The sequence below is a fragment of the Streptomyces sp. NPDC048254 genome (genome assembly GCF_043201895.1).
GTDB lineage: Bacteria > Actinomycetota > Actinomycetes > Streptomycetales > Streptomycetaceae > Streptomyces.
Map to the genome: position 1 here is coordinate 15,053 of NZ_JBICZJ010000024.1, position 22,323 is coordinate 37,375.

Consider the following 22,323-nt stretch of genomic DNA (forward strand, 5'->3'; position numbering starts at 1 on the left):
AATGCATGCTATAGGGCTCTGCGTGAAGACGTGTGACCACCTCCCTCCCCTGCTCAGAAGGGCTGTCCAAGCTCTCCGCCGTCGCCGCGACCGGTGCCCTGTTCGGCGGCTTCCCGGATCATCGCCACCACGGCGTCGGGCTGCGACAGCACAAGGGCGTGCGAGCCGTCCAGCAGGTATTCGGTGGCCGCCATACGTTGTGCCATGAAGCGCTGAGCGGTGGGATTGAGCATCCGGTCGGCGGTCGCGATGGCGTACCAGGACGGCTTGGAGGCCCAGGCCGGCGGGCCCGATCTGCTGGTCAGCGCGCTGTGGGCGATCGGGCGTTGCGCCACGGACATCACATTCATCACGTGGGGCGGAAGGTCGGCGGCGTACACCTGCGGGAACCGTTCCTCACTGATGTAGAGCTCGCTGTCCGGGCCGCCGGGAAGCTGCGCCGGAAGGCCGGCGGTAAAGGTCGCGTCGGCCACCGGCATGGGGGGAAACCGGCTCGTGATGTCCAGGATGCACTCGCCGGCGTCGAGGCCGAACGCTGCGACGTAGCACAACGCCACGACGTTGTCGGCGTCGGCGGCGGCGTGCGTGATGACCGCGCCGCCGTAGCCGTGACCGACCAGCACGACAGGGACATCGATGTCGCGCACGACGTTTTTGATGTAGGCAGCGTCATGGCTCAGGCCGCGCAGTGGGTTCGCCGGGGCACGCACGGTCGAACCGGCAGCGTGAAGGAGGCTGATGACCCTCGCCCAGGATGAGGCATCGGTGAACGCCCCGTGCACGAGCACGATGGTCGGCGGTGGGGGGATAGATGGCATGGCGGTGCCCTCCGATTGAGTTCGCTGTCCCAGCCAAGTGGGTTCAGGCACGGAGAGGCATCGCGTGAACGTACCAATCATCCGCAGGTCCGCTCAGTGTCGGGCAAGGCCATGACCAGGTTGGCGAGCTGGACCCGGGAGTTCACCGCCAGCTTGCGGAAGGCGGAGGTCAGGTGTGTGTTGACCGTGTGCGGGGAGACGACGAGCAGGTCGGCGGCCGACCGGTTGGTGTGGCCCTCGGCGATCAGGCGCGCGATCTTCTTCTCCGAGGCCGTGAGGGCGCCCCATCCCTGGACGGGGCGTTGCTTGGTCACTGCCCTGCCGCTGCCGGCCCCTGCACCGTCCAGGTCACGCCGCAGGCGGGCCGCTGCGGCGTGAGCGCCTGACTCGGCGAACATGCCATGGGCCTGCGTCAGGGCGGCCACTGCCTGAGGTCTCCGGCCCGCTGTGAGGAGCGCCTGTCCGAGATCGGCGTAGGCGGCGGCCCGGACCAGCGGGCGCGGGCTTGGCTTGAGCAGTGCAACGGAGTGTTCGAGCAGGGCAAGATCGTTTTTCGCGAGTCCGAGGGCCTGGGCCGCGATGCCCGTGGCGGTCGGCACGGCGGGGTTGCGTTCGGCGTGGGTCTGGGCCTGTGCGGCCAGGTCCTCGGCGAGCTCGTGATCCGCGCCGCGTAGGGCCATGCGTATCGCGGAGTCGACCCAGTCGCGCAACAGCCGCCAGCGCATGAAGGAACCTTCCTTCTGCACCTGCCGGATCTTGTCGACGGCAAGCCCGATGTCCCCGTCGGCCTCGGCGTGGACGGCTTCCAGGAAGCGCACCGCGGCCGTGTTGCCCGGGTTCGGTTTGACCGCCAGTCTTTCCTGCGCGGCGGCCAGGTGCTCCCGCGCCGCTTCCCGGTCGCCGCGCAGCAAGGCGATCCGGGAGCGGATCACACGAGCGTTCACCTGCTGGACGGGTACCTGTACGTCGTCTTCCAGGCGCTCCATGGTCACGAAGTCGGCGTCGGCGTCGTCGAGCCGGCCGAGCCCCAGATCGTGCTGGCCCTGTGCCCACAGCATCATGGCCTGACGCATCGAGCGGGCACTGTCCGCTGCTTGCAGGAGCAGCCGTGCGCTGGACGCGAAGTCGTCCATGTGCAGGTGCGCGACGATCTCTTCGGGAAGGAAAGCGGAGTCGATGGTGCTGAGCGCGGCAAAGCGCTCCAGCGCGACGGCGTTCTCACCCGCGTTCTGCGCGATCTCGCCGAGCCCGGACAGGGCCAGGACGTGCGCCTCCCGGTCACCGGTCGCGGTGGCGGCACGCAGCGCCCTCTCGCCTGCCTCACGCGCCGCGACAAGATCATGTCCCCGGGACAGGGCCAGCGCCCGTAGGGCGGCCAGCCGGGCCTCGGCCTCCGGAGCGGCGCCTCCGACGGCGAGGGCCGATTCGCACCGGCGGCGCAGCTCCTCGGCGAGATCCAAGTTCCACAGCGCCCCGCCGAGGGCGGCCTGCAGTCGGCTGAACACCTCCAGCGACGGTCGGCAGGCCAGCAGCCGGTCTCCGGCCGACAGCGCCTCTCGACTCCTGCCGGCCCGAGTCAGGCAGAGGATCGCCTCCTCACCCACCTCGAACCTCAGCGACCGTGCGGACGGCACCAGTTCCAGGGCACGCGTCATCAGGTCGGCCGCGAGTCCCGGCGTCACCGGCAGCACATCCTCGGCGGCTCGCCGCAGCAGCGCCACGGCCTCCTCGTCTCCGGGCAGGGCGCCCCTGAGGATGTGCGGCACCGCGTCGATCGGCCGGCGGCCCGCGGAGACAAGGTGGCCGGCAGCCTCCCGGTGCAGGGCCTTCCGGGCTGACGGCGGGACGTCGACGTAGACGGCCTGGCGCAGCAGATCATGGCGGAAGACCAGCTGGTCGCCCTCGTCGCCCAGAAGTCCGGCGCGCATCGCCTCCTCCAGCGCCGAGATCAACGTGGCGGGCGGCTGGCCGCACAGCGCGGCGGCGTCGTAGAAGCCGAACCGACGCCCCAGCACGGCTCCCATCTGAAGGAAACGCAGGGTGCTGGGCTGCAGGGATCTGAGCCTGCCACGCACACCCACCACGAGCGTCGAGGGCACGAGATCACCCGCGGCCTCGGCGGTACCCAGTCCCGCGAGCATCTCGACCGCGAGAAACGGGTTGCCTCCGGCCCCGTCGAGCAGGTCCCGTACCCGCTCGTCAACGGCTGCCCCCAGGGTGTCGTCGGCCAGTTGGCGGATGGCCGCGCCGGACAGCGGCCTCAAGGGCACAGCGACCGCCGGAAGCCCGTCGGCCGCGGCCGCAAGGATCTCTTCCGTCGGCCCGGCGGGGTCCAGTCGCCCGGCCAGCATCCACAGAACCGGCGAGGTCCGCAGACGTGCCGGAAGCTGCTTCAGCGCAAACCGGCTGAGCGGGTCGGCCCAGTGCACGTCGTCCAGGCCGATCAACACCGGCGCACTGCCGGCTCTGGCTTCGATCGCCTCCGCGAGCCGCTCCACCAGCCAGATCCGCTGATCCTGATTCCGCGCGAGATCGGCGAAGGCGTCGCCGGACAGCAGCGGCTGGTCGCCGTGCAGGACGCAGGCCGCCAACGATGAGAGGGGCACAATGCGATGCAGTTCATCGGCCTTGCCGAGGCCGATGGAGAATCCCGCTGCCCTGGCCATGGTGACGGCCTCGGTGAGCAGCGTGGTCTTGCCGATGCCGGGTTCCCCCTGGATCAGGGCCAACCCGCCGCTTCCGGTGCGGGCCACCGAGGCGATCAGTGTGTGAAGTTCTTCGAGTTCGGCCTCTCGGCCGCGCAGACCGCTACGGGTCAGCAACCCGCCTGACCCCACCACGTACGCCCCTTCCGACCCGCACTCGCCTGCCGGAGCCGGGCTCAGCCCATGCCGACGAGTGACCGCACCCGTCCGCAGCAGATCCCTTCCCCGAGGTGGCGATTCTGCCAATGGACCGTGGACGCGCGCATCACACGAGTCCGGCCGATGGTGGGGGAGGACGTGGGATACGAACCAGTCACTCTATGTGTTCGCGGGCGACTGCCAGGCGGGCGAGTTCGACCCGGGAGGTGATGCCGAGCTTGGTGAACGCGTGCCGCAGGTGCGAACTCACGGTGTGCGGTGAGATCGCGAGACGCTCCGCGGCCTGCCGGTTCGTCAGGCCTTGAGCCACCAGCCGGATCACCGCGACCTCCGAGGCGGTCAGCTCCGGCCACACCGTGACGGACCCCTTGGACGTCGTACGGCGCCGGGGCGACCCCAAGGCCCGCAGGCGACGGCGGACGCGTGCGGCGTCCCGCTCGGCCCCGGCCTGGGTGTAGAGGTCGAGTGCCTGGTCGAGGTGGGGCACGGCGTAGACGACGCGCCGTGCGGCCAGCTTGCGCCCGGTGTCCTCGAGCGCTGAGGCCCGTGGAATCAGCCGGGGGATGCCCTCGTACAACTCGACGGAACGCAGGAGGAGAACGAGGTCGTTGTCGAGCAGTCCCCGGGCGTGCCCGGCTGCCGCTGCCAGGATCGGGAACTGCGGGTTGAGGGCCGCCCGGCGCTCCGCCACGGCGACCGCGGCCGCGGCACGTTCCACTGCGCCGGCCCGCAAGGCCATGCGGACGAAGACGGGTGCGTCGGCCGGATCGTCCGGGCTGGCCAGGGAGGGGCCGTCCAGGCCGAACGTCCCGAAGGATTCGTCGAGCAGGGTCATGGCCCGGCCAGGATCGTCTTCGGCGTCCGCCACCAGCGCCAGGAGCCAGGAGCCGACGTTGCGCACGAGGATGGCCGGGTCGTTCAGCATCCGCTTCACGTCGGCCGCGTACGCACTCGCCGCCTTCAGGTCGTTCGTGTGCAGGGCGACACGTACCAGCGTGTACAGGAGGGTGGCGTCGGCGAAGTTGCCCATGCCGAGTTCGTCGGCCATCGCGGACGCGGCCTCGGCCTCGGCCCGCGCATCCGCCAGCCGGCCCGCGTCCAGCAGCACCCGGGATCTGTTCATGATCCACGAGCCCATGGCCGCGGCCTGGCCCTGCCGCTGGGTCTCGCGCACACCGGCCTCGGACTCGGCGAGCGCCTCGACCGAACGGCCGGCCGCGTTCAGCAGGAACGCCGTCCACAGAGCCTCCGGCACCCACAGCGAATGGGCGAACCCGACTTCGGCCGCCAGGGCCGAAGCCCGGTCCGCGTACTCGAACGCGGCACTCCAGTCCATCCGGTAGAACCGCACGACCGAGTCGACGGCGACTGCGGTGGCCTCAGCGGCCTTGTCCTGGGCCTGCGCCGCGGCCTCCAGAGCATCGGACACGGCATGGGCGGTCACCTCGAAGTCGCCCACCATCGCCAACTCCATGGCCCGCAGCGCAAGCAACTGGGCCCGCAGCGAGGCCGGGATACCGGGAAGAGCAGCTCCGGCCTCGGCCTGCCGAGCCGCCTCCGTGAAGTCGTACTGGCCGGACACCCGCGCCAGGCCGAGCCGCACCCGCGCTTCGGCCTCCGGTTCCATGCTGCCGGGCAGAGCCGCGGCGGCAAGCCCCTGAGCCTCTTCCGGCTGTCCGGCCTGCCAGAGCAGCAGCATCATCTCGGCGATGATCGCCGGCCGCTCGGGGGCTTGCTCGGCGGTGAGTTCCAGCGCCTGGCGGCTGAGTTCCACCGCTGACGACGGCGCGGACGTCGAGAGTTCCGCCGCGGCGGCTCTCAGCAGCTGCACGGCCCTGCGGTCACCCGGCCCCGCACTGTCCAGGAGCAGGGCGGCCGCCTCGGTGACCGGTGCGCCGCGCGCCAGCAGGACGTCGGCGGCATGGCACCGCAGAGCCCGGCGTACGGACACGGGCAGACTGCCCTCGACGGCCTCGCGGATCAGGTCGTGGCGGAACAGCAACCGGTCGTCCCGTTCGACGAGCAGATGAGAGTCGAGGGCCTCCTCCAACGGTGCGATCAGCGTCGCCGTCGGCTTGTCGAGCAGCTCTGCCAGGAGGTCGACGGTGACCGTGCGGCCGATGGCGGACGCGGTCTGCACGATCTCCCGGGTCGGTTCGGAGAGCTGGTCGAGACGCTGTCGTACGGAGCTCTGGAAACGGTCGGGAAGGTGTCCGCCCGTCAGACGCGCCACGTCGTGCTCAACGATCACCGAGTGTTCGTCGCGCATGCCGCGGAGCAGTTCCACCAGGAGCAGGGGCACGCCCTCCGCCCGGCGGGCGACGCCCAGTGTCGCCGGATCCGGAGGGGCTCCCAGTACGTCCTCGGTGATCTGGGCGACCGCGGTGTCGGCCAGCGGTCCGAGCCGGAGCCGATGGGCACCGGCCCGGTCCAGCCGGTCCAACGTCGTGCGCACGCCGGGTGTCCTCGTGCCGCTGCGGACGGCAACCAGCCACAGGATCGCGTGGGAGGACAGGCGGGCCGAGAGCGTGCGCAGGGCGAGAAGTGTCACGTCGTCCAGCCACTGGATGTCGTCCAGGACGATGACCAGCGGTGTGTTGAGCGCCGCCTGTTCCAGCCGGTCCTGCAGCTCCTGCAACAGCCAGAACCGCTGCTCGGGCGCCGCCGCGAGGTCACGCAGCCTGTTCATGTCGAACAACGGCTCGGGGCCCGTCAGTAGACCGTCCAGCAGCGGGCCCAGCGGAACGAACTGGCCGTCGGGATCCGCGCCTCCGCGGAACACCCTCAGCCCACGGCGCACCGCGACGGCCTGCGCCTCCGACAGGAGACGGCTCTTGCCGCTGCCGGGCGCGCCTTCGATGCACACGATGCCGCCGCGCCCCTGAGTCAGCGCGTCGAACCGCGCGCCGATGAAGTCCAGCTCCTCTTCCCGGCCCCGTACAGGCGGCTGTACGCCACCGGGTCCGTCAGTGGGGAACGGCTGCTGAAAACGGTCCAAGCGGGGTCCCCGTACGAGTGCGTGGCTGGGAGGAGACGGAACGTGTGGAACCAGGCGAGTGCTGCCCAAGCGTGCCATGCCTCCTCGCCCGGGAAAGAGCACCGTCCGCCAGACGAGATGCCTCTCACCTGCATCTTGAGCCAGCCCCAGGGGGCCACCCTGGGGCTGGCCGGCATTACAGGCTCCTCTGTTTGCTTTGGGATCCGTAGTGATGTGTGGTCCGTTGACGTCGTGCCGTGTGTCCGGTCCCGGCGTCAGCCTCGTATATGGGTGCGTGGATCGAATGCGTGACCTTTTCGCAAAGGTGTCGTTGATCGGATGACAGCACCACGCATGGGAAAGGGGGAACTGGTGAGCCGGAAGCTGCCGCTCGGCGAGGGCGAGACGGCCCGCACCGCTTGTGCCCCTGGCCTACTGCGTACCGGGGTGGAGGAGAAGACCGGGGATGTCCTCACCGCGGCGGTGCTGGCCCGGCGGGTGGGCTGGGCCGCCGATCTGGTCTCCGGCATGGCCGCCGGGCTGCTGGCCGCGCACTGGGACGCCGCCGATGTGTCCCTGCTGGCCTCCGGGGTGGATGCCGGGGGCCGGGCGTTGCCGTCGAATGCGTGGATGGCGCTGCGCCGCCTGGGCTGGAGTGCCGCTCCGGCGGCGGGTGTGCGCGTCAACGACCGGATCGTGCGCATGGCCCAGGAACAGGCCGGGCGCACGCTGCGGTCGGCGAAGTGGCGGGCCGACCTGACCGCCGGGGTCCTCGCGACGTGGCCCGCCGAACCGGGCAGGCGCACCCCGGGCGAGTGGGACGCGGTCCGTGAGGCCGTGCCCGGCGGCCGGGATCTGCCGTCCAGCGTCATCACCTCCCGCACCCGTCAGATCGCCGCCTTCACCGAGAAGCACGGCCGGTTGCCTGTCGACGTGTTCGAGCTGGAGGCCGCACCCCGCATAGCGCGGATGCTGCTGCTGTCGGCGTGCGACGGGCAGCAGGCGACGATCGTGCGCGGGGATGATCCGGGCCGGGCGCTGCTGCGGCTGCAGCTGCCCTGCCGTCCCGACCCGCGCTCCTACCGGGACTGGGCGTGGGTGGCCTGTCCCGTCACACTGCCGCCGACGGTCCCGCCCGGCGCGGTGCTGCACCTGCCCACCCTGCGCCTGCACTCCGGCCGGGTGCGGGCCGATCTCGCGTACACCCACGCCGTGCCGAAGGACCGGCGCGCCGGGCACACCATCGCCCTCGGCGTGGACTGGGGGCTGAACACCCTGCTCAGCGCGGGCGCCGTGCGTCTGCACGACGACGGGCGCATCACCGCACTCGGGACGGGCGGGATGTTCCGGGCGGCCGGTGTGCTGGCCAAGCAGCACCGGCTGCGCCGCGAGAGCGAGCACCTGCACGCCAGGACCGGCCACTACCAGCGCCTCATCGGGGACAGCGACAGCCATTCCCTGGCCGGAAAACACGCCGTGCTGACCGAGGAAGCCCGGCACATCTCGGCCCGCCGCTCGAACCTCAACGACGCCCTGGCCGCCTCCGCCGCCCGCTGGGCGGTCGACCAGGCCCTCGCCGCCGGCGCGAGCGTCATCTACGTCGAGGACCTCCGCTCGCTGGAGGCCCGCGGCATGGGCCGCACCCACAACACCCGCCTCTCCCAAACCGTGCGCGGACAGATCGTGGAACGGATGCGACACCTGGCCGCCGAAACGGGCATCGCCGTCGTCACCGTCCCGGCCCGGGGCACATCCCGGCACTGCCCGCGCTGCCTCGTCCCGCTGCGCCACCGCAAGGCCCCCGACCGGCCCACCGCACCGGGCTGGAAATGGGCCCTCTGCCCGAACCCGGAGTGCGGCTGGCAGGGCGACCGGGAGCGAGCGCCGGGTCGGACCGGCGCTCACGGCGTGAGCCGGCGATGGACCGCAGGCGTGGAAGCACATCAGGCCCGGCTGACGGAGGCGTCTTGTCTGTCGGTGCATCACCAGTGGTCCGTCCGCGCCCGCGGGACGTGCCGGCGAGGGACGCCTTCGAAGAGCCTTGCGCCGCAGCGTGCCGGGACACGTTTCCGTCCTGGCGCTTCCAGGCAACGAGCGGTGCGCTCGCGGGCAACAGGGGGAGGAACGTTCGCCCTACTGTGCTGACATCCCGTGCCGCGCATGCCACGAATGCCCGGACGTCGGCAGCCGATGAGCCGATGCCGTCCGTGCAGCACCCTCCCTCATCGAGATGGAGTGTGGTCCTGCGCGCGCGCCACTCCGGACGAAGGAACGAGACCTTGCCGTACATCACTGTGGGTCAGGAAAACTCCACCACCATCGACCTCTACTACGAGGACCACGGCACCGGGCAGCCGGTCGTCCTCATCCACGGCTTCCCGCTCGACGGCCACTCCTGGGAGAGGCAGAGCGCCGTGCTGCTGGACGCGGGCTACCGAGTGATCACCTACGACCGCCGCGGGTTCGGACAGTCCAGCCAGCCGACGTCCGGGTACGACTACGACACCTTCGCGGCCGACCTGAACACCGTGCTGGAGACCCTCGACGTGCAGGACGCCGTACTGGTCGGCTTCTCGATGGGCACCGGAGAGGTCGCCCGCTACGTGTCCACCTACGGCTCCGCCCGGGTTTCCAAGGTCGCCTTCCTGGCCTCGCTGGAGCCCTGCCTGCTCAAGAGCGACGACAACCCGGACGGGGTCGCCCCGAAGGAGTTCTTCGACGGCATCGTCGCGGCCGTGAACGCGGACCGCTACGCGTACTACACGGACTTCTACAAGGACTTCTACAACCTGGACGAGAACCTCGGCACCAGGATCAGCGAGGAGGCCGTGCGCAACAGTTGGAACGTCGCCGCGGGTGGCGGCTTCTTCGCCGCCGCGGCGGCGCCGTCGACCTGGTACACCGACTTCCGGACCGACATCCCGGCCATCGACGTGCCGGCCCTGATCCTGCACGGCACGGGCGACCGGATCCTGCCCGTCGAGGGGACGGCGCGGCCCTTCCACAAGGCGCTGCCGTCCGCCGACTACGTGGAGATCGAGGGCGCCCCGCACGGCCTGCTGTGGACACACGCGGATGAGGTCAACACCGCGCTCCTCGCCTTCCTGGGGAAGTGACCTCGCCGCAGGCCCGCCCGACGGGCCTGCGGATCGAGGCTGCCGTCGGGATCGCTGGGTACGGGGATCCCGACGGCGCTCGCGCGTGATCGGGGACCGCTGAGGTTAGCCGTGTCGACTGTCCAGGAGGAGCCCCGGTGGGACTGGCGATAGTGACCAGGCGAGCCACCAGTGCCGAGGGCCATGGGCGGCGAGTGTCCAGTTGCGGGTCAGTAGAGCGTGTGGGAGCCGTCGGGCAGCCAGCCTTCGAGGTAACCGGCAAGAAGAGCGATGATCCCCTGAGGGGTTACCCGTCTGCGGTGTCGGTGCAAGTCGTCCAAGGTCCATCGGGTATGCCGGCTACCCCTTTCGCATGCCGTGCGCGCTTCCGCGTTGCTGATGCGGGAGATCAGGACGTGGGTCTGTGTCACCCGCTCGTATTCCCACGCCTGGTCCCTGCCGGAGGTGTGGACTCCACGCACGGCGGCGAGTCGCGGGCTGCCGACGCCGAACGCTTGCGCGAGATGGGTGCGGGCCTGGCGGGCGGGCTCGTCGTCCGTTCCGAGGTGGACGGACGGGACGGTCCGGTCGCCGCAGCACGCACCGCACAGCAGCAGCTGCCGATCGTCGCTCACGAGCAGCAGGAGCACGCGCCGGTCCTGCTGCGCGCCAGGGATGTGGCGGATGTTCACTCCTCCACCTTCCCTTCTTGCTACTTGAATAGCAAGTGCATGGCAGATGTGGCGCGCTGAAACGGTCACAGGAGCGAACCCAGGCGGCGTGGCGAGGTGCCTCCTGCATTGCGCTGCGGGAGGGGCGGGGAGACTCGGCTCGCGAGCGCAGGGCCGCTCCCGGCCTGAGCTTACGAACTGAGTCAGTGACGTTCGAAGGGGCGGCGCACTGCCTGATCTCGACGTTTGGAGAATCGGGATCCTCGTTTTGAGGGTCTGAGATAGGCCGATCCTGACCTGGGGATTCTCTGTTTTAGACACATCCCCGGTCGCAGGGCGGGGGATGCCGAGAGCTTCCAGAACAGCCCGCACCAAGTCACGCACGGCGCTTGAGGGACCAGCCTCTTCGGGGTGTTGTAGGAACCCTCCATACTGATCCACTGGCCCTTGCGTCTCACTCATGACTCTCACCGAATCGGTGGCGGGATGCGGACTGTGGGCCTCTGACCTGGTCTTCCGTGCTCTCTGTGGACCCTGCGTACTGGGGTGGTCATGTTACATACCCCACACGTCGAACTGACAGGGTTGTGCAAACTCTCCTTGGCCCGGAGCAGCCTCGTAGTACAGGATCGGCTCTCATGGACCTGCTGAACACGCTGGTGGACAAGGGGCTTCGGCGCGAGCTGCCGACCCGCGAGGAAGCGCTCGCCGTGCTGGCGACCTCCGACGACGACGTGCTCGATGTGGTGGCCGCGGCCGGCAAGGTGCGCCGGAAGTGGTTCGGCCGGCGCGTGAAACTCAACTACCTGGTCAACCTCAAGTCGGGCCTGTGTCCGGAGGACTGCTCCTACTGCTCGCAGCGCCTGGGGTCCTCGACCGGGATCCTCAAGTACAGCTGGCTGAAACCCGACGAGGCCTCCAAGGCGGCCGCCGCCGGTCTGGCCGGGGGCGCCAAGCGGGTCTGCCTGGTGGCGAGCGGACGCGGCCCGACCGACCGGGACGTCGACCGGGTCGCCGGCACCATCAAGGCGATCAAGGAGCAGAACGAGGGCGTCGAGGTGTGCGCCTGCCTCGGTCTGCTCTCCGACGGCCAGGCCGAGCGGCTGCGCGAGGCGGGCGCGGACGCCTACAACCACAACCTCAACACGTCCGAGGGGACGTACGGGGACATCACGACCACGCACACCTACGCCGATCGGGTGGACACCGTCAACAAGGCGCACGCCGCCGGTCTGTCGGCCTGCTCCGGTCTGATCGCCGGCATGGGCGAGAACGACGAGGACCTGGTCGACGTGGTCTTCTCACTGCGCGAGCTGGACCCGGACTCGGTGCCGGTCAACTTCCTGATCCCGGTCGAGGGCACCCCGCTGGCCAAGGAGTGGAACCTCACCCCGCAGCGCTGTCTGCGGATCCTGGCCATGGTGCGGTTCGTCTGCCCGGACGTCGAGGTCCGTATCGCGGGCGGCCGCGAGGTCCATCTGCGCACCATGCAGCCGCTCGCGCTGCACCTGGCCAACTCGATCTTCCTCGGCGACTACCTCACCACCGAGGGCCAGGCCGGCCAGTCCGACCTGGAGATGATCGCGGACGCCGGGTTCGTGGTGGAGGGCGCCGACGAGGTGACGCTGCCGCGGCACCGCTCGGAGGTCGCGGCCGGGGGCTGCGGGTCGCACGCGGAGGCCGGATGCGGGTCGCATGCCGAGGCCGGGTGCGGGTCGGGCGTCTGCGGCTCCCACGAGGACGCCGCCGCCCAGGCCAACGAGCCGCGCACCGATCTGGTCGCCGTCCGCCGCCGGGGCGCCGGAACGGACCTCGCGCCCAATGCCTGACCTGAGCGTCCCGGAGCTGCTGGAGCTGGACCGGCGGCACGTCTGGCATCCGTACGGACCGATGCCCGGCCGGGCCGAACCGCTCGTCGTGGAATCGGCGAGCGGGGTCCGGCTGCGGCTCGCGGACGGCTCGGGCGAGCTGGTCGACGGCATGTCGTCCTGGTGGTCGGCGATCCACGGCTACAACCACCCGGTACTCAACGAAGCCGCGCGCGACCAGCTCGGCCGGATGAGCCATGTGATGTTCGGCGGGCTCACCCACGAGCCCGCGGTACGCCTGGCGAAGCTCCTTGTCGACATGTCGCCGGACGGGCTCGAGCATGTCTTCCTCGCCGACTCCGGCTCGGTGTCGGTCGAGGTCGCGGTCAAGATGTGCCTGCAGTACTGGCGTTCCCTCGGCCGCCCCGCGAAACAGCGTCTGCTGACCTGGCGGGGCGGCTACCACGGTGACACCTGGCAGCCGATGTCGGTGTGCGACCCCGAGGGCGGGATGCACGAGCTGTGGTCCGGCGTGCTGCCCCGCCAGGTCTTCGCCGACGCGCCGCCGGCCGAGTACGACGAGTCGTACGCCGACGGCCTGCGGTCGCTGATCGAGCGCCACGCGCACGAACTGGCCGCGGTGATCGTCGAGCCGGTGGTGCAGGGCGCCGGCGGGATGCGGTTCCACTCCCCCGACTATCTGCGGGTGCTGCGCGAGGCCTGCGACACGCACGACGTGCTGCTGGTGTTCGACGAGATCGCGACCGGCTTCGGCCGCACCGGCGCACTGTTCGCGGCGGACCACGCGGCCGTCACCCCGGACGTGATGTGCGTGGGCAAGGCGCTGACCGGCGGCTATCTGACGATGGCGGCGACCCTGTGCACGCCCCGGGTGGCCGAGGGCATCTCGCGGGGCGAGGTGCCGGTGCTGGCCCACGGCCCGACGTTCATGGGCAATCCGCTGGCCGCCTCCGTGGCCTGCGCCTCGCTCGGACTGCTGCTGGGCCAGGACTGGCAGGCGGAGGTCAAGCGGATCGAGACGGGCCTGCGGGACGGCCTGGCGCCGGCCCGGGAGATCCCCGGCGTACGGGACGTCCGCGTCCTCGGCGCCATCGGGGTCGTCCAGCTCGACCACGACGTGGACATGAAGGCCGCCACGGCCGCCGCCGTGCGGGAGGGCGTGTGGCTGCGGCCGTTCCGCGATCTGGTCTACACGATGCCGCCGTACGTCACAGGCGACGCGGACGTGGCACGGATCACGCGCGCGGTGTGCGCCGCCGCGCGGGAAGGATGAACATGCCGATCCTGATGATCACGGGGACGGGTACCGAGGTCGGCAAGACGGTCACCACGGCCGCCGTCGCCGCCGCGGCGCTCGCGGCGGGCCGCTCGGTGGCGGTCCTGAAGGCCGCGCAGACCGGGGTACGACCGGACGAGCGCGGGGACGCCGACGAGGTCGCCCGGCTCGCGGGCCCGGTGACGACGGCCGAACTCGCCCGCTTCCCGGAGCCGTTGGCGCCCGGCACGGCGGCCCGGCGGGCCGGAATGGCCCCCGTGCGTCCGCAGGAGGTGGCGGAGGCCGCCGCCAAGCTGGCCGCCGAGCACGAACTGGTGCTGGTCGAGGGGGCGGGCGGATTGCTCGTGCGGTTCGACGCGGCGGGCGGCACGCTGGCGGACGCGGCCCGGCTGCTGAACGCGCCGGTGCTGGTGGTGGCGTCAGCCGGGCTCGGCACCCTCAACACCACCGAGCTGACGGCCCGTGAACTGCGGGCTCGTGAACTGGAGTTGCTGGGTGTGGTGATCGGCAGCTGGCCCGAGTCCCCGGATCTGGCGTCGCGTTGCAACGTCGCCGATCTTCCGGAGGTGGCCGGGGCGCCGCTGCTCGGTGCGCTGCCCGCCGGGGCCGGAGCGCTGACGCCCGCCGACTTCCGTGCGGCGGCGCCGGGTTGGCTGTCCGCGCGGCTGGACGGGAGCTGGGACGCGGAGGCGTTCCGGGAGCGGGAAGCTCCTTAGTGCCGGGGCAGGCCACGTCGGTCGGGTGCGGCTGCGCGACCAGCCACGATGGCGCCGCACCCGACCGACGGTCCTAGGGCGACTCGCCGAGCAGCCGTACCAGTTCGATCCGGGATCGGATCCCCAACCGGCTGAAGACCCCCCGCAGATGGTGGTCGATGGTGCGTGGACTGAGGTTGAGGCGGTCGGCTATCTCGCGGTTGGTGGCGCCCTCGGCGGCCATCCGGGCGACCATGAGCTGCTGGGCGGTGAGGACGGCGGCCGGGTCGGGCGCACCGGTGGTGGCAGGTGTCAACGCCGTGCCCAGGGCCCGGAGTTCGGCACGGGCCTGGGCGGCGCAGTGCGGGGCCCCGAAGGACTCGAAGGCCGCCAGCGCGCTGTGCAGCCGGTCCCGGGCCTCGGGGCGCTGCCGCAGCCGGCGCAGGGCTCCGGCGAACAGCAGCTCGGTACGGGCGCGTTCGAAGTCCCGGGTGCCCCGGGCGTGCAGGTCGAGGGCGGCCCGGTAGTGCTGGACGGCCTCGGCGCCGGGGGCGAGCAGGGCCCGGCAGCGGGCGCTGAGCGCGAGATCGTCGGTGCTGCGGACGGCGGTGGCCCAACGGTGGTAGTCGGCATGCGCGGCGCGCGCGACCCGGGTGTCTCCGGTGCGGACGGCGGCTTCGACGTAGTGCGGGGTGGCCAGGTGCCGGATGGCCCGGTGGCCGTGTCCGGGGCCGAACCCGGCGAGGGCGCGCAGCCGGGCGGCGGCAGCGGGGAAGCGGCCGTTGGTCAGGTCGAGGAAGGCGAGCGCCCACTGGGCGAGGGCGGCGGGCAGGCCGAGCCCGTGCGCCAGGGCGTGGGAGCGGACGGCGGCGGTGCGCTCGCGGCAGGCCTCCTCGTCGCCCCGGACGGCGGCGAACATGGCGAGTGCGGCCTGGAGATGGCAGGCCCCGTTGTCCTGCCCGGTGGCGTGGGCCTGGTCCAGGGCCTCCTGGACGGCGGCCTCGGCGGTCCGGGTGCGGCCGGTCCAGAAGTCGGCGTAGGCGCGGAACTCCATGGCCTGTGCGGCCGTCGCCGGGATGCCGTGGGCGCGGGCCGAGGCGGTGGCCCGGAGGGTGGCGGTGGCGGCGCGGGTGTGGTCGCCGAGCATCAGCGCGGCCATGCCGGAGTGGATCAGCAGACCGGGGTCGCCGCCGGGTCCGCAGCGGCCGGCGGTGCCCTTGAGGAGGATCCGGGCGTCGTCGTAGCGGCCCTCGACGGCGGCGGTGAGTCCGGCGAGGATGCCGGGCGGGGAGAGGCCCAGCCACCGGGCGAGGTCATGGGCCTCGCGGCAGCGTCTCAGGTCGCCGGTGTAGACGGCGGCCTCGGTGGCGAGGGCGAGGAGTCCGGCGGAGTCGACGGAACGTTCCTGCCGGACGGCGGCGGTGAGCAGGGCGTCGAAGGCCTCCGAGGCGTTGCCGGCTCGGAGGGCGAGGACGCCGTCGAGGGCGGAGTCGGCCGTACGGGCGGCGAGCCGTCTCGCCCGGTCGGGCTCTCCGGAGCGCCAGGCGTCGGCGGCGGCCAGGGCGAGCAGCCGGGCCTCCGCCACCGGGTCCGGGCAGAGGTCGGCGGCGCGTTCGGCGAGGGCGCGGGCGAGCGCGGGTCTGCCCTCGGTACGGGCCCGGTCGGCGGCGGTCCGCAGTTCCGCCGCGAGCCGGGCGCTGGGGCCGAGCGCGGCGGCGCCCCGGTGCCAGGAGCGGCGGGTCGCCTCGCCCTTGCCGCCCAGCACCCGGGCGAGCAGCTGGTGGGCCTCGCGCCGGTCGGCCGCTGAGGCCGTCCCGTACGCGGCGATCCGGGTCCAGGCGTCCCGGAAGAACACCCCGCCGGCACTGGCGTGGGCGACCCCGGCGGTCTCGGCGGCCTCCAGCGGGCGGGTGTCGAGCCGGCCGGCCGTGACCGCGCGCAGGAAGGCGTGGGTGGCGACCGGGTACTGGTCGGCCGCGGCGAGGAGCAGCAGCCGGCGGGTGTCGTCGGGCAGGGCGCGGATCTCCCGGCGCAGGGCATGGAGCAGCCGCGGGGCGAGTTCGGCCGGTTCGGCCGGCAGCGGGTCGAGTCCCGCCGTCTGCCGTTCGGTGAGGCGCGGCACGAGTTCGGCCACGGCGCGCTGATCTTCGTATACGACGCGTCGCACCCGGGCGCGTACACCCTCGGGGAGCGCCGAAGCCGGGCATGGCCCCGCGTCGGACGTCTGCGGTGGCGAAGTGCGGTCAAGAGGTGGGGGATTCACCGGTATCACCACACGAAAGACGTTACTGGCGAGTTAGTTGACTCGTAAAGACTGGCGACTTCACCGATGCGGCGCGCGTAGACCCGTCCCGACACTCCTGAACAACCCCACCCGTTTCAGGAGGCATCATGCAACGCGCCACGCGTCGCATCGCAACCGCTCTGACGGCGATAGCCGGATCGCTCCTTCTGTCACTCCCCCTGGCCACGACTCCCGCGCAGGCGGCGACCCACAACCCGGTCGTCTTCGTGCACGGCCTCAGCAGCGACTCCAGCAGCTGGGACACCTGGATCGCGGACTTCAAGGCCGACGGGTACACCTCGTCGGAGCTGTTCGCGTGGTCGTACGACTGGACGAAGTCGAACGTCACCACGGCTTCGCAGCTGTCGAGCTACATCCAGACCGTGCTCTCACAGACCGGCGCCTCGAAGGTGGACCTGGTCGTCCACTCCATGGGCGCGCTCAACAGCCGCTACTACCTGAAGAACCTCGGCGGGACCTCGTACGTGGACGACTTCGTGTCGGTCGCCGGCGTGAACCACGGGACGAGCGTCGCCTCGCTGTGCGGGTGGCTGTACACGTCCTGCAAGGAAATGACGACCGGCAGCTCCTTCCTGACCGCCCTGAACTCCGGTGACGAGACGCCCGGCAGCGTCTCGTACGCCGCGTACTGGTCGAACTGCGACGCGGCGATCGACCCGGACTCCTCGGCGCTGCTGAGCGGGGCGACCAACGTCGGCGTCGGCTGCATCTCGCACACCGACATGAACGACGACTCCGGCGTCTACCAGCAGGTGCGGGACTTCATCGCCTAGGGCCGGTCCGGGCGGCGGTTCTCCGCCCGATCGCGTGGCGAGGGGGTGGGGCGGGCCCGTACGGGGGACAATCACCGTAGACCTGCTTCCGTCTGGAGGTCGCCATGCGGCTGATGTCCGCCCGTGCCGGGACACCGGCACGGGATCCCGTCCACCACCCGCTGTTCGCCCGTTTCTACGCCCGCTGCAGTGTGGCCGCCGAGACCAGGCTCGGTATGGCGGCGACCCGGGAACGGCTGCTCTCCGGGCTGTCCGGCCGGGTGATCGAGATCGGCGCGGGCAACGGGCTCAATTTCGCGCGGTACCCCGGTTCGGTGGCGGAGGTCGTCGCGATCGAACCGGAGCGTTCCCTGCGGCAGTTGGCGGCGGAGGCCGCGGTCCGCGCCGAGGTCCCGGTGGACGTGGTGCCGGGCGCGGCGGAAGCGCTGCCGGTGAAGAGCGAGGCCTACGACGCGGCGGTGCTCTCGCTGGTGCTGTGCAGTGTGCGCGATGCGCGGCGGGCGCTGGCTGAAGTACTGCGGGTGCTGCGGCCGGGCGGTGAGCTGCGGTTCTTCGAGCACGGGCGGGGCGGCGGACCGGCGATGCTGTTCACCCAGCGGGCGCTGGACCGGACGGTGTGGCCGCTGCTGAGCGGCGGCTGCCATCTGTCCCGGGAGCCGGTCGCCGAGTTGCGTGCGGCCGGGTTCGAACTCGGGCCGTACCGGCGGGTGTTCATGCCGGAGAAAGGTCCGCGGCTGCCGTCCTCCTACTGTGTGCTGGGCGTCGCACGCAAGCCCTTGGAGTCCTGAGCGGAATCCTGCTGACCGGGATCCCGCTCACAGGCTCCAGCGGCGCAGCTCCTCCGCGATGTCGGACACGCTCGCCTCGCCGGTCTTCACCAACCGGGCCAGATCGCGGACCTGTTCGGGCGAGGTGGCGACCTTGAGGCCGCTGGCGACCAGATAGGCGTAGGCGACCGAGGACGCGAAGAGGGCGTTCGAACGCTCAAGGGCCGGGACATGGATGAGGAGTTGGAGCAGGGCGGCGGCGCGGGCCTGCGGGGTGTCGTAGACGGGCACGTCGAATATCTCGGCCTGGTGCCTGGCGACGGCCGCGATCAGCGCACCCCAGTCGGTGACCTGGGGGTCTCCAGGGGTCTTCTGCTCGGCGAGCATGAGGAGCCAGGCGAGGTCGATGGTCAGGTCGCTCAAGGGATCAGTGACGGCCTTCGGTCTTGTCGGACGTGTCGGGACCCTGCGCTTCGCCGAACTCCTCCGCGAAGACGGACTCGTACTGCTTCATGAAGTCGGCGGCGGCCTCGACGAACGTCCGGCCCGCTTCACCTGTGTCCTGCATGACCAGTTCCTCTATGTAGCGGTTGACGCTCATGCCGCGCGCGAGGGCGCGCTCACGGGCCACCCTGGCGGTGCCCTCGTCCACGCGCACGTTCAGCTGGGTCTTCGCCATACCTAGACGCTAGCGCGATTGCGCTAGCAGCGGCAAGCGCGCATCGGAACCGAAAAGTGATACCGCCTGTGGGGCGGGTCACACTACGCTCGACCCGGACAAAGAGGTCGGGTGACCGTCGGGTGATCGGGGAGGCAGTCTTGTCCACAGCAGCTGCGGAGGCGCCCGCCGCCGACGGGGTCGCGGCCCGCGCCCGCGGGGTCACCAAGGCGTACGGCGCGGGTGAGACGGCCGTGCTCGCACTGGACTCGGTGGACGTGGACATCGCACGCGGCCGCTTTACCGCGGTCATGGGCCCGTCGGGCTCCGGCAAGTCCACGTTGATGCACTGTCTGGCGGGGCTGGACACCGTGTCGGCCGGTCAGGTCTGGCTCGGCGGCACGGAGATAACGGGGCTGCGGGATCGCGAGCTGACGCGGCTGCGCCGGGACCGGATCGGGTTCATGTTCCAGTCGTTCAACCTGATCCCGACGCTCAACGCGGCCGAGAACATCACTCTGCCCATGGACATCGCGGGCAGGAAGCCCGACGGGAAGTGGCTGGACCAGGTCATCGACACGCTGGGGCTGCGGGACCGGCTCAGGCACCGGCCCGCGCAGCTGTCCGGCGGGCAGCAGCAGCGGGTGGCCTGCGCGCGGGCGCTTGCCTCCCGGCCGGAGCTGATCTTCGCCGACGAGCCGACCGGCAACCTGGACTCGCGGGCCGGCCTGGAGGTGCTGGGCTTTCTGCGGGACGCGGTCGACCAGCTCGGGCAGACGGTCGTCATGGTGACCCACGACCCGGGCGCCGCCGCCCACTCCGACCTGGTGCTCTTCCTCGCGGACGGCCGGATGGTGGACCGGATGGAAGGGCCGACGGCGAACGCCGTACTGGAACGCATGCGCCTGTTCCCCGGGGGCCGTGACACGAGCGGTTCCGACGCGCGGCCCGAGCCCCCCGGATCCGACGCGGGACGCGGGTCCGCGGCGCCCGAGGAGGACTGACCCGGTGCTCAAGGCAACCCTGCGGAGCTTTCTGGCCCACAAGGGACGGCTGCTGCTGTCCGCGCTGGCCATCGTCCTGTCCGTGGCGTTCGTCGCGGGCAGCCTGATCTTCTCCGACACCGTCACCCGCACCTTCGACCGGCTCTTCGCCTCCACCTCCGCCGATGTGACCGTGGAGCCGAAGGAGGACCTCAAGTCGTCGGTGCCGACCGGCGCCGTCCAGACCGTACCGGCCGCGCTGAAGGAACAGGTCGCCAAGGTCGACGGGGTCGCGGACACCCACGCGGACGTCTCCGTGCAGAACATCGTGGTGGTCGACAGCCACAACAAGTCGGTCGGCCCGACCACCGGCGCCCCGACCATCGCCACCGACTGGTACCTCACCCACCGCAGCCCCGTGAAGCTCACCTCGGGGCACGCCCCGCAGGGCGCGGGCCAGGCGCTGCTCGACGCGGACACCGCCGACAAGAAGCACGTGGCGATCGGCGACACCCTGACGGTGCAGGCCCAGCCCGGCACCTTCGAGGTGGAGATCGTCGGCATCGCCACCTTCACCACCACCAACCCCGGTGCGGCCCTGGTCTTCCTCGACCCGTCGGTCGCCGCGAAGGAACTGCTGGGCTCCGCCGACCGGGCCACCAGCATCTCGGTGGACGCGGCGCAGGGTGTCCCGGACGCCGAGCTGAAGCGCCGGGTCGGCGAGGCGATCGGGACCGGGACGTACGACCTGAAGACCGCCGACGAGCAGGCGAAGTCCTCCGCCGCGGACCTGGGCGGCTTCCTCGACGTCATCAAGTACGTGATGCTCGGGTTCGCCGGCATCGCCACGCTCGTGGGCGTCTTCCTGATCGTGAACACCTTCTCCATGCTGATCGCCCAGCGCACCCGGGAGCTGGGCCTGTTGCGCGCGCTGGGCGCCGACCGGCGTCAGGTACGGCGGTCCGTGCTCACCGAGGCGGTGCTGCTCGGGCTGGTCGGTTCGACGCTGGGTCTGGGCGCCGGTATCGGGCTGGCGCTCGGGCTGATCAAGCTGATGAGCGCGTTCGGGATGAACCTCAAGACCACCGAGATGGTCATCGGCTGGGGCACCCCGGTCGCCGCCTACGTCGTGGGGGTCGGCGTCACGTTCGTCGCCGCCTATCTGCCGGCCCGGCGCGCGGCCACGGTGTCGCCGATGGCGGCGCTCGCGGACGCCGAGATCGCCGGGGTGGGCAAGCCGCTGAAGACGCGGGCGATCGTGGGTGCGGTCGTCGGGGCGCTCGGTGCGGCGGCCCTCGCGGGCTGTGCGGCGGCCACGAAGACCGCCTCGGCCGCCTCGCTGCTGGGCCTCGGGGTGGTGCTGACGCTGCTCGCGACGGTCATCGCCGGTCCGCTGCTGGTACGCCCGGTGATCCGGGTCCTCGGCGCGGCCTTCCCCGCGCTCTTCGGCTCGGTGGGCCGGATGAGCCAGCGCAACGCCCTGCGCAACCCGCGCCGCACCGGCGCCACCGCCGCCGCGCTCATGGTGGGGCTCGCCCTGGTCGGCGGGATGTCGGTGGCCAGCGCCTCCATGTCCAGGTCCTTCGACCAGCAGATCGACAAGACGCTGGGCGCCGACTTCATCGTCCAGAACGGCAACTTCCTCCCGTTCACCCAGGAGGTCACCGACAAGGTGCGCGGCACCGAGGGCGTCGGTCTCGTCGTACGGCAGCGGTTCGCGCCGGTGGCGGTACGGCTGCCGGACGGCAAGCGGGTCACCACGACCGCCGCCGGGTACGACCAGCAGGTCGACGAGGTCGCCCATGTCGCCTACAAGGGCGGCGACACCGCGGCCGCGCTGGCCGACGGCGGTATCGGGATGGACGCCACCTTCGCCGCGGACCACAAGGTGCGCCTCGGCAGCGTGGTCCCGGTCGAGTTCCAGGGCGGGAAGAGCGCCGAGATGAAGGTGGGCGCCCTCACCGACCAGGACAGCGGCAGCGGCTTCGGCACCCAGGGCGGGCTGTTCTTCGGCATCGCCACCGTGGAGAAGTACGTCCCCGGCGGCCAGGACTCGTCGTTGTACGTGAACCACGCCCCGGGCACGAGTGTGGACCGGCTCCGCGCGAACCTGGAGAAGACCCTCGCACCGTTCCCGCAGGTGCAGGTCCGCGACCAGGCCGACTACAAGAAGCTGGTCCACGACCAGATCGCCGTGCTGCTCTACCTCGTCTACGCGCTGCTCGGCCTTGCGATCGTGATCGCCGTGCTCGGCGTGGTCAACACGCTCGCCCTGTCGGTCGTGGAGCGCACCCGGGAGATCGGGCTGCTGCGCGCGATCGGGCTGGGCCGGCGGCAGCTGCGCCGGATGATCCGGCTGGAGTCGGTGGTGATCGCGGTGTTCGGCGCGGTACTCGGGCTCGCGCTCGGCCTGGTGTGGGGCGTGTGCACCCAGCAGGTGCTGGCCCTCCAGGGCATGAAGGTGCTGGCGATCCCGTGGGGCACGATCGTCGCGGTGGTGATCGGCTCGGCGGTCGTGGGCATCGTGGCGGCGCTGCTGCCGGCGTTGCGTGCATCGCGCATGAATGTGCTGGCGGCCATCGCGCACGAGTGATGGAATCGTGGCGCTCACG

16 protein-coding genes are annotated in these 22,323 nt (G+C 71.4%); 9 read left to right on the top strand and 7 right to left on the bottom strand.

What is annotated here, in order from left to right; translation table 11 throughout:
* Positions 1 to 53: 53 nt before the first annotated feature.
* The 3 genes from ACGFZQ_RS44340 to ACGFZQ_RS44350 all read right to left on the bottom strand — a co-directional run bounded on the left by ACGFZQ_RS44340 (position 54) and on the right by ACGFZQ_RS44350 (position 6,680).
* Positions 54 to 782 (bottom strand): alpha/beta hydrolase, encoded by a 729-nt coding sequence (locus ACGFZQ_RS44340; RefSeq protein WP_393845240.1) that lies wholly within the window; start codon positions 780 to 782, stop codon positions 54 to 56.
* A 113-nt stretch (positions 783 to 895) separates the two neighbouring features.
* On the bottom strand, positions 896 to 3,658 hold the full coding sequence (locus tag ACGFZQ_RS44345; protein WP_393845241.1) for an ATP-binding protein: 2,763 nt from the start codon (positions 3,656 to 3,658) through the stop codon (positions 896 to 898).
* A gap of 178 nt (positions 3,659 to 3,836) precedes the next feature.
* Positions 3,837 to 6,680 carry an ATP-binding protein gene (locus ACGFZQ_RS44350; protein ID WP_393845242.1) on the bottom strand — a complete coding sequence of 948 codons (2,844 nt, stop codon included), beginning with the start codon at positions 6,678 to 6,680 and terminating at the stop codon, positions 3,837 to 3,839.
* Positions 6,681 to 6,998: 318 nt separating this feature from the next.
* On the opposite strand from ACGFZQ_RS44350, the gene ACGFZQ_RS44355 reads away from it, so the two are divergent.
* Both ACGFZQ_RS44355 and ACGFZQ_RS44360 read left to right on the top strand, forming a co-directional pair.
* A complete protein-coding gene (locus ACGFZQ_RS44355) occupies positions 6,999 to 8,804 on the top strand; it encodes a transposase (RefSeq protein WP_393845243.1) in 1,806 nt (601 codons plus the stop codon).
* Between the two features lie 134 nt (positions 8,805 to 8,938).
* Positions 8,939 to 9,775 (top strand): alpha/beta fold hydrolase, encoded by an 837-nt coding sequence (locus tag ACGFZQ_RS44360; protein WP_393845244.1) that lies wholly within the window; start codon positions 8,939 to 8,941, stop codon positions 9,773 to 9,775.
* Positions 9,776 to 9,984: 209 nt separating this feature from the next.
* Here ACGFZQ_RS44360 and ACGFZQ_RS44365 read toward each other — a convergent pair whose 3' ends face one another.
* Positions 9,985 to 10,446: a hypothetical protein gene (locus tag ACGFZQ_RS44365; RefSeq protein WP_393845245.1), complete on the bottom strand. Its 462-nt coding sequence runs from the start codon at positions 10,444 to 10,446 to the stop codon at positions 9,985 to 9,987.
* A gap of 617 nt (positions 10,447 to 11,063) precedes the next feature.
* On the opposite strand from ACGFZQ_RS44365, the gene bioB reads away from it, so the two are divergent.
* The 3 genes from bioB to bioD are packed head-to-tail and all read left to right on the top strand — an operon-like array spanning position 11,064 to position 14,246.
* Positions 11,064 to 12,254 carry a biotin synthase BioB gene (gene bioB / locus ACGFZQ_RS44370; protein ID WP_393845246.1) on the top strand — a complete coding sequence of 397 codons (1,191 nt, stop codon included), beginning with the start codon at positions 11,064 to 11,066 and terminating at the stop codon, positions 12,252 to 12,254.
* On the top strand, positions 12,247 to 13,527 hold the full coding sequence (locus tag ACGFZQ_RS44375) for an adenosylmethionine--8-amino-7-oxononanoate transaminase (protein ID WP_393845247.1): 1,281 nt from the start codon (positions 12,247 to 12,249) through the stop codon (positions 13,525 to 13,527). Before bioB ends, ACGFZQ_RS44375 begins: the two co-directional genes overlap by 8 nt.
* 2 nt (positions 13,528 to 13,529) lie before the next feature.
* Positions 13,530 to 14,246, top strand: a complete 717-nt coding sequence (gene bioD, locus ACGFZQ_RS44380) for a dethiobiotin synthase (RefSeq protein ID WP_393845248.1) — start codon at positions 13,530 to 13,532, stop codon at positions 14,244 to 14,246.
* A gap of 73 nt (positions 14,247 to 14,319) precedes the next feature.
* On the opposite strand, the gene ACGFZQ_RS44385 is transcribed toward bioD, so the two are convergent.
* Positions 14,320 to 16,500, bottom strand: coding sequence for a LuxR C-terminal-related transcriptional regulator (locus ACGFZQ_RS44385; RefSeq protein WP_393845249.1), 2,181 nt, complete (start codon positions 16,498 to 16,500; stop codon positions 14,320 to 14,322).
* Between the two features lie 116 nt (positions 16,501 to 16,616).
* Here ACGFZQ_RS44385 and ACGFZQ_RS44390 point away from each other — a divergent pair, with 116 nt between their 5' ends.
* Positions 16,617 to 17,303, top strand: coding sequence for an esterase/lipase family protein (locus ACGFZQ_RS44390; RefSeq protein ID WP_393845250.1), 687 nt, complete (start codon positions 16,617 to 16,619; stop codon positions 17,301 to 17,303).
* 104 nt (positions 17,304 to 17,407) lie between these two features.
* Positions 17,408 to 18,091 carry a class I SAM-dependent methyltransferase gene (locus tag ACGFZQ_RS44395; RefSeq protein ID WP_393845251.1) on the top strand — a complete coding sequence of 228 codons (684 nt, stop codon included), beginning with the start codon at positions 17,408 to 17,410 and terminating at the stop codon, positions 18,089 to 18,091.
* 27 nt (positions 18,092 to 18,118) lie between these two features.
* Here ACGFZQ_RS44395 and ACGFZQ_RS44400 read toward each other — a convergent pair whose 3' ends face one another.
* Together ACGFZQ_RS44400 and ACGFZQ_RS44405 are read right to left on the bottom strand one after the other, a co-directional pair.
* A complete protein-coding gene (locus ACGFZQ_RS44400; protein WP_351698266.1) occupies positions 18,119 to 18,493 on the bottom strand; it encodes a fic family toxin-antitoxin system, toxin component in 375 nt (124 codons plus the stop codon).
* A 4-nt stretch (positions 18,494 to 18,497) separates the two neighbouring features.
* Complete coding sequence (locus tag ACGFZQ_RS44405; protein WP_351733821.1) at positions 18,498 to 18,749, bottom strand: toxin-antitoxin system HicB family antitoxin; 252 nt, start codon at positions 18,747 to 18,749, stop codon at positions 18,498 to 18,500.
* Positions 18,750 to 18,889: 140 nt separating this feature from the next.
* Here ACGFZQ_RS44405 and ACGFZQ_RS44410 point away from each other — a divergent pair, with 140 nt between their 5' ends.
* Positions 18,890 to 19,732, top strand: coding sequence for an ABC transporter ATP-binding protein (locus ACGFZQ_RS44410; protein WP_393845252.1), 843 nt, complete (start codon positions 18,890 to 18,892; stop codon positions 19,730 to 19,732).
* A 4-nt stretch (positions 19,733 to 19,736) separates the two neighbouring features.
* A complete protein-coding gene (locus ACGFZQ_RS44415; RefSeq protein WP_393845253.1) occupies positions 19,737 to 22,304 on the top strand; it encodes an ABC transporter permease in 2,568 nt (855 codons plus the stop codon).
* Positions 22,305 to 22,323: the final 19 nt, after the last annotated feature.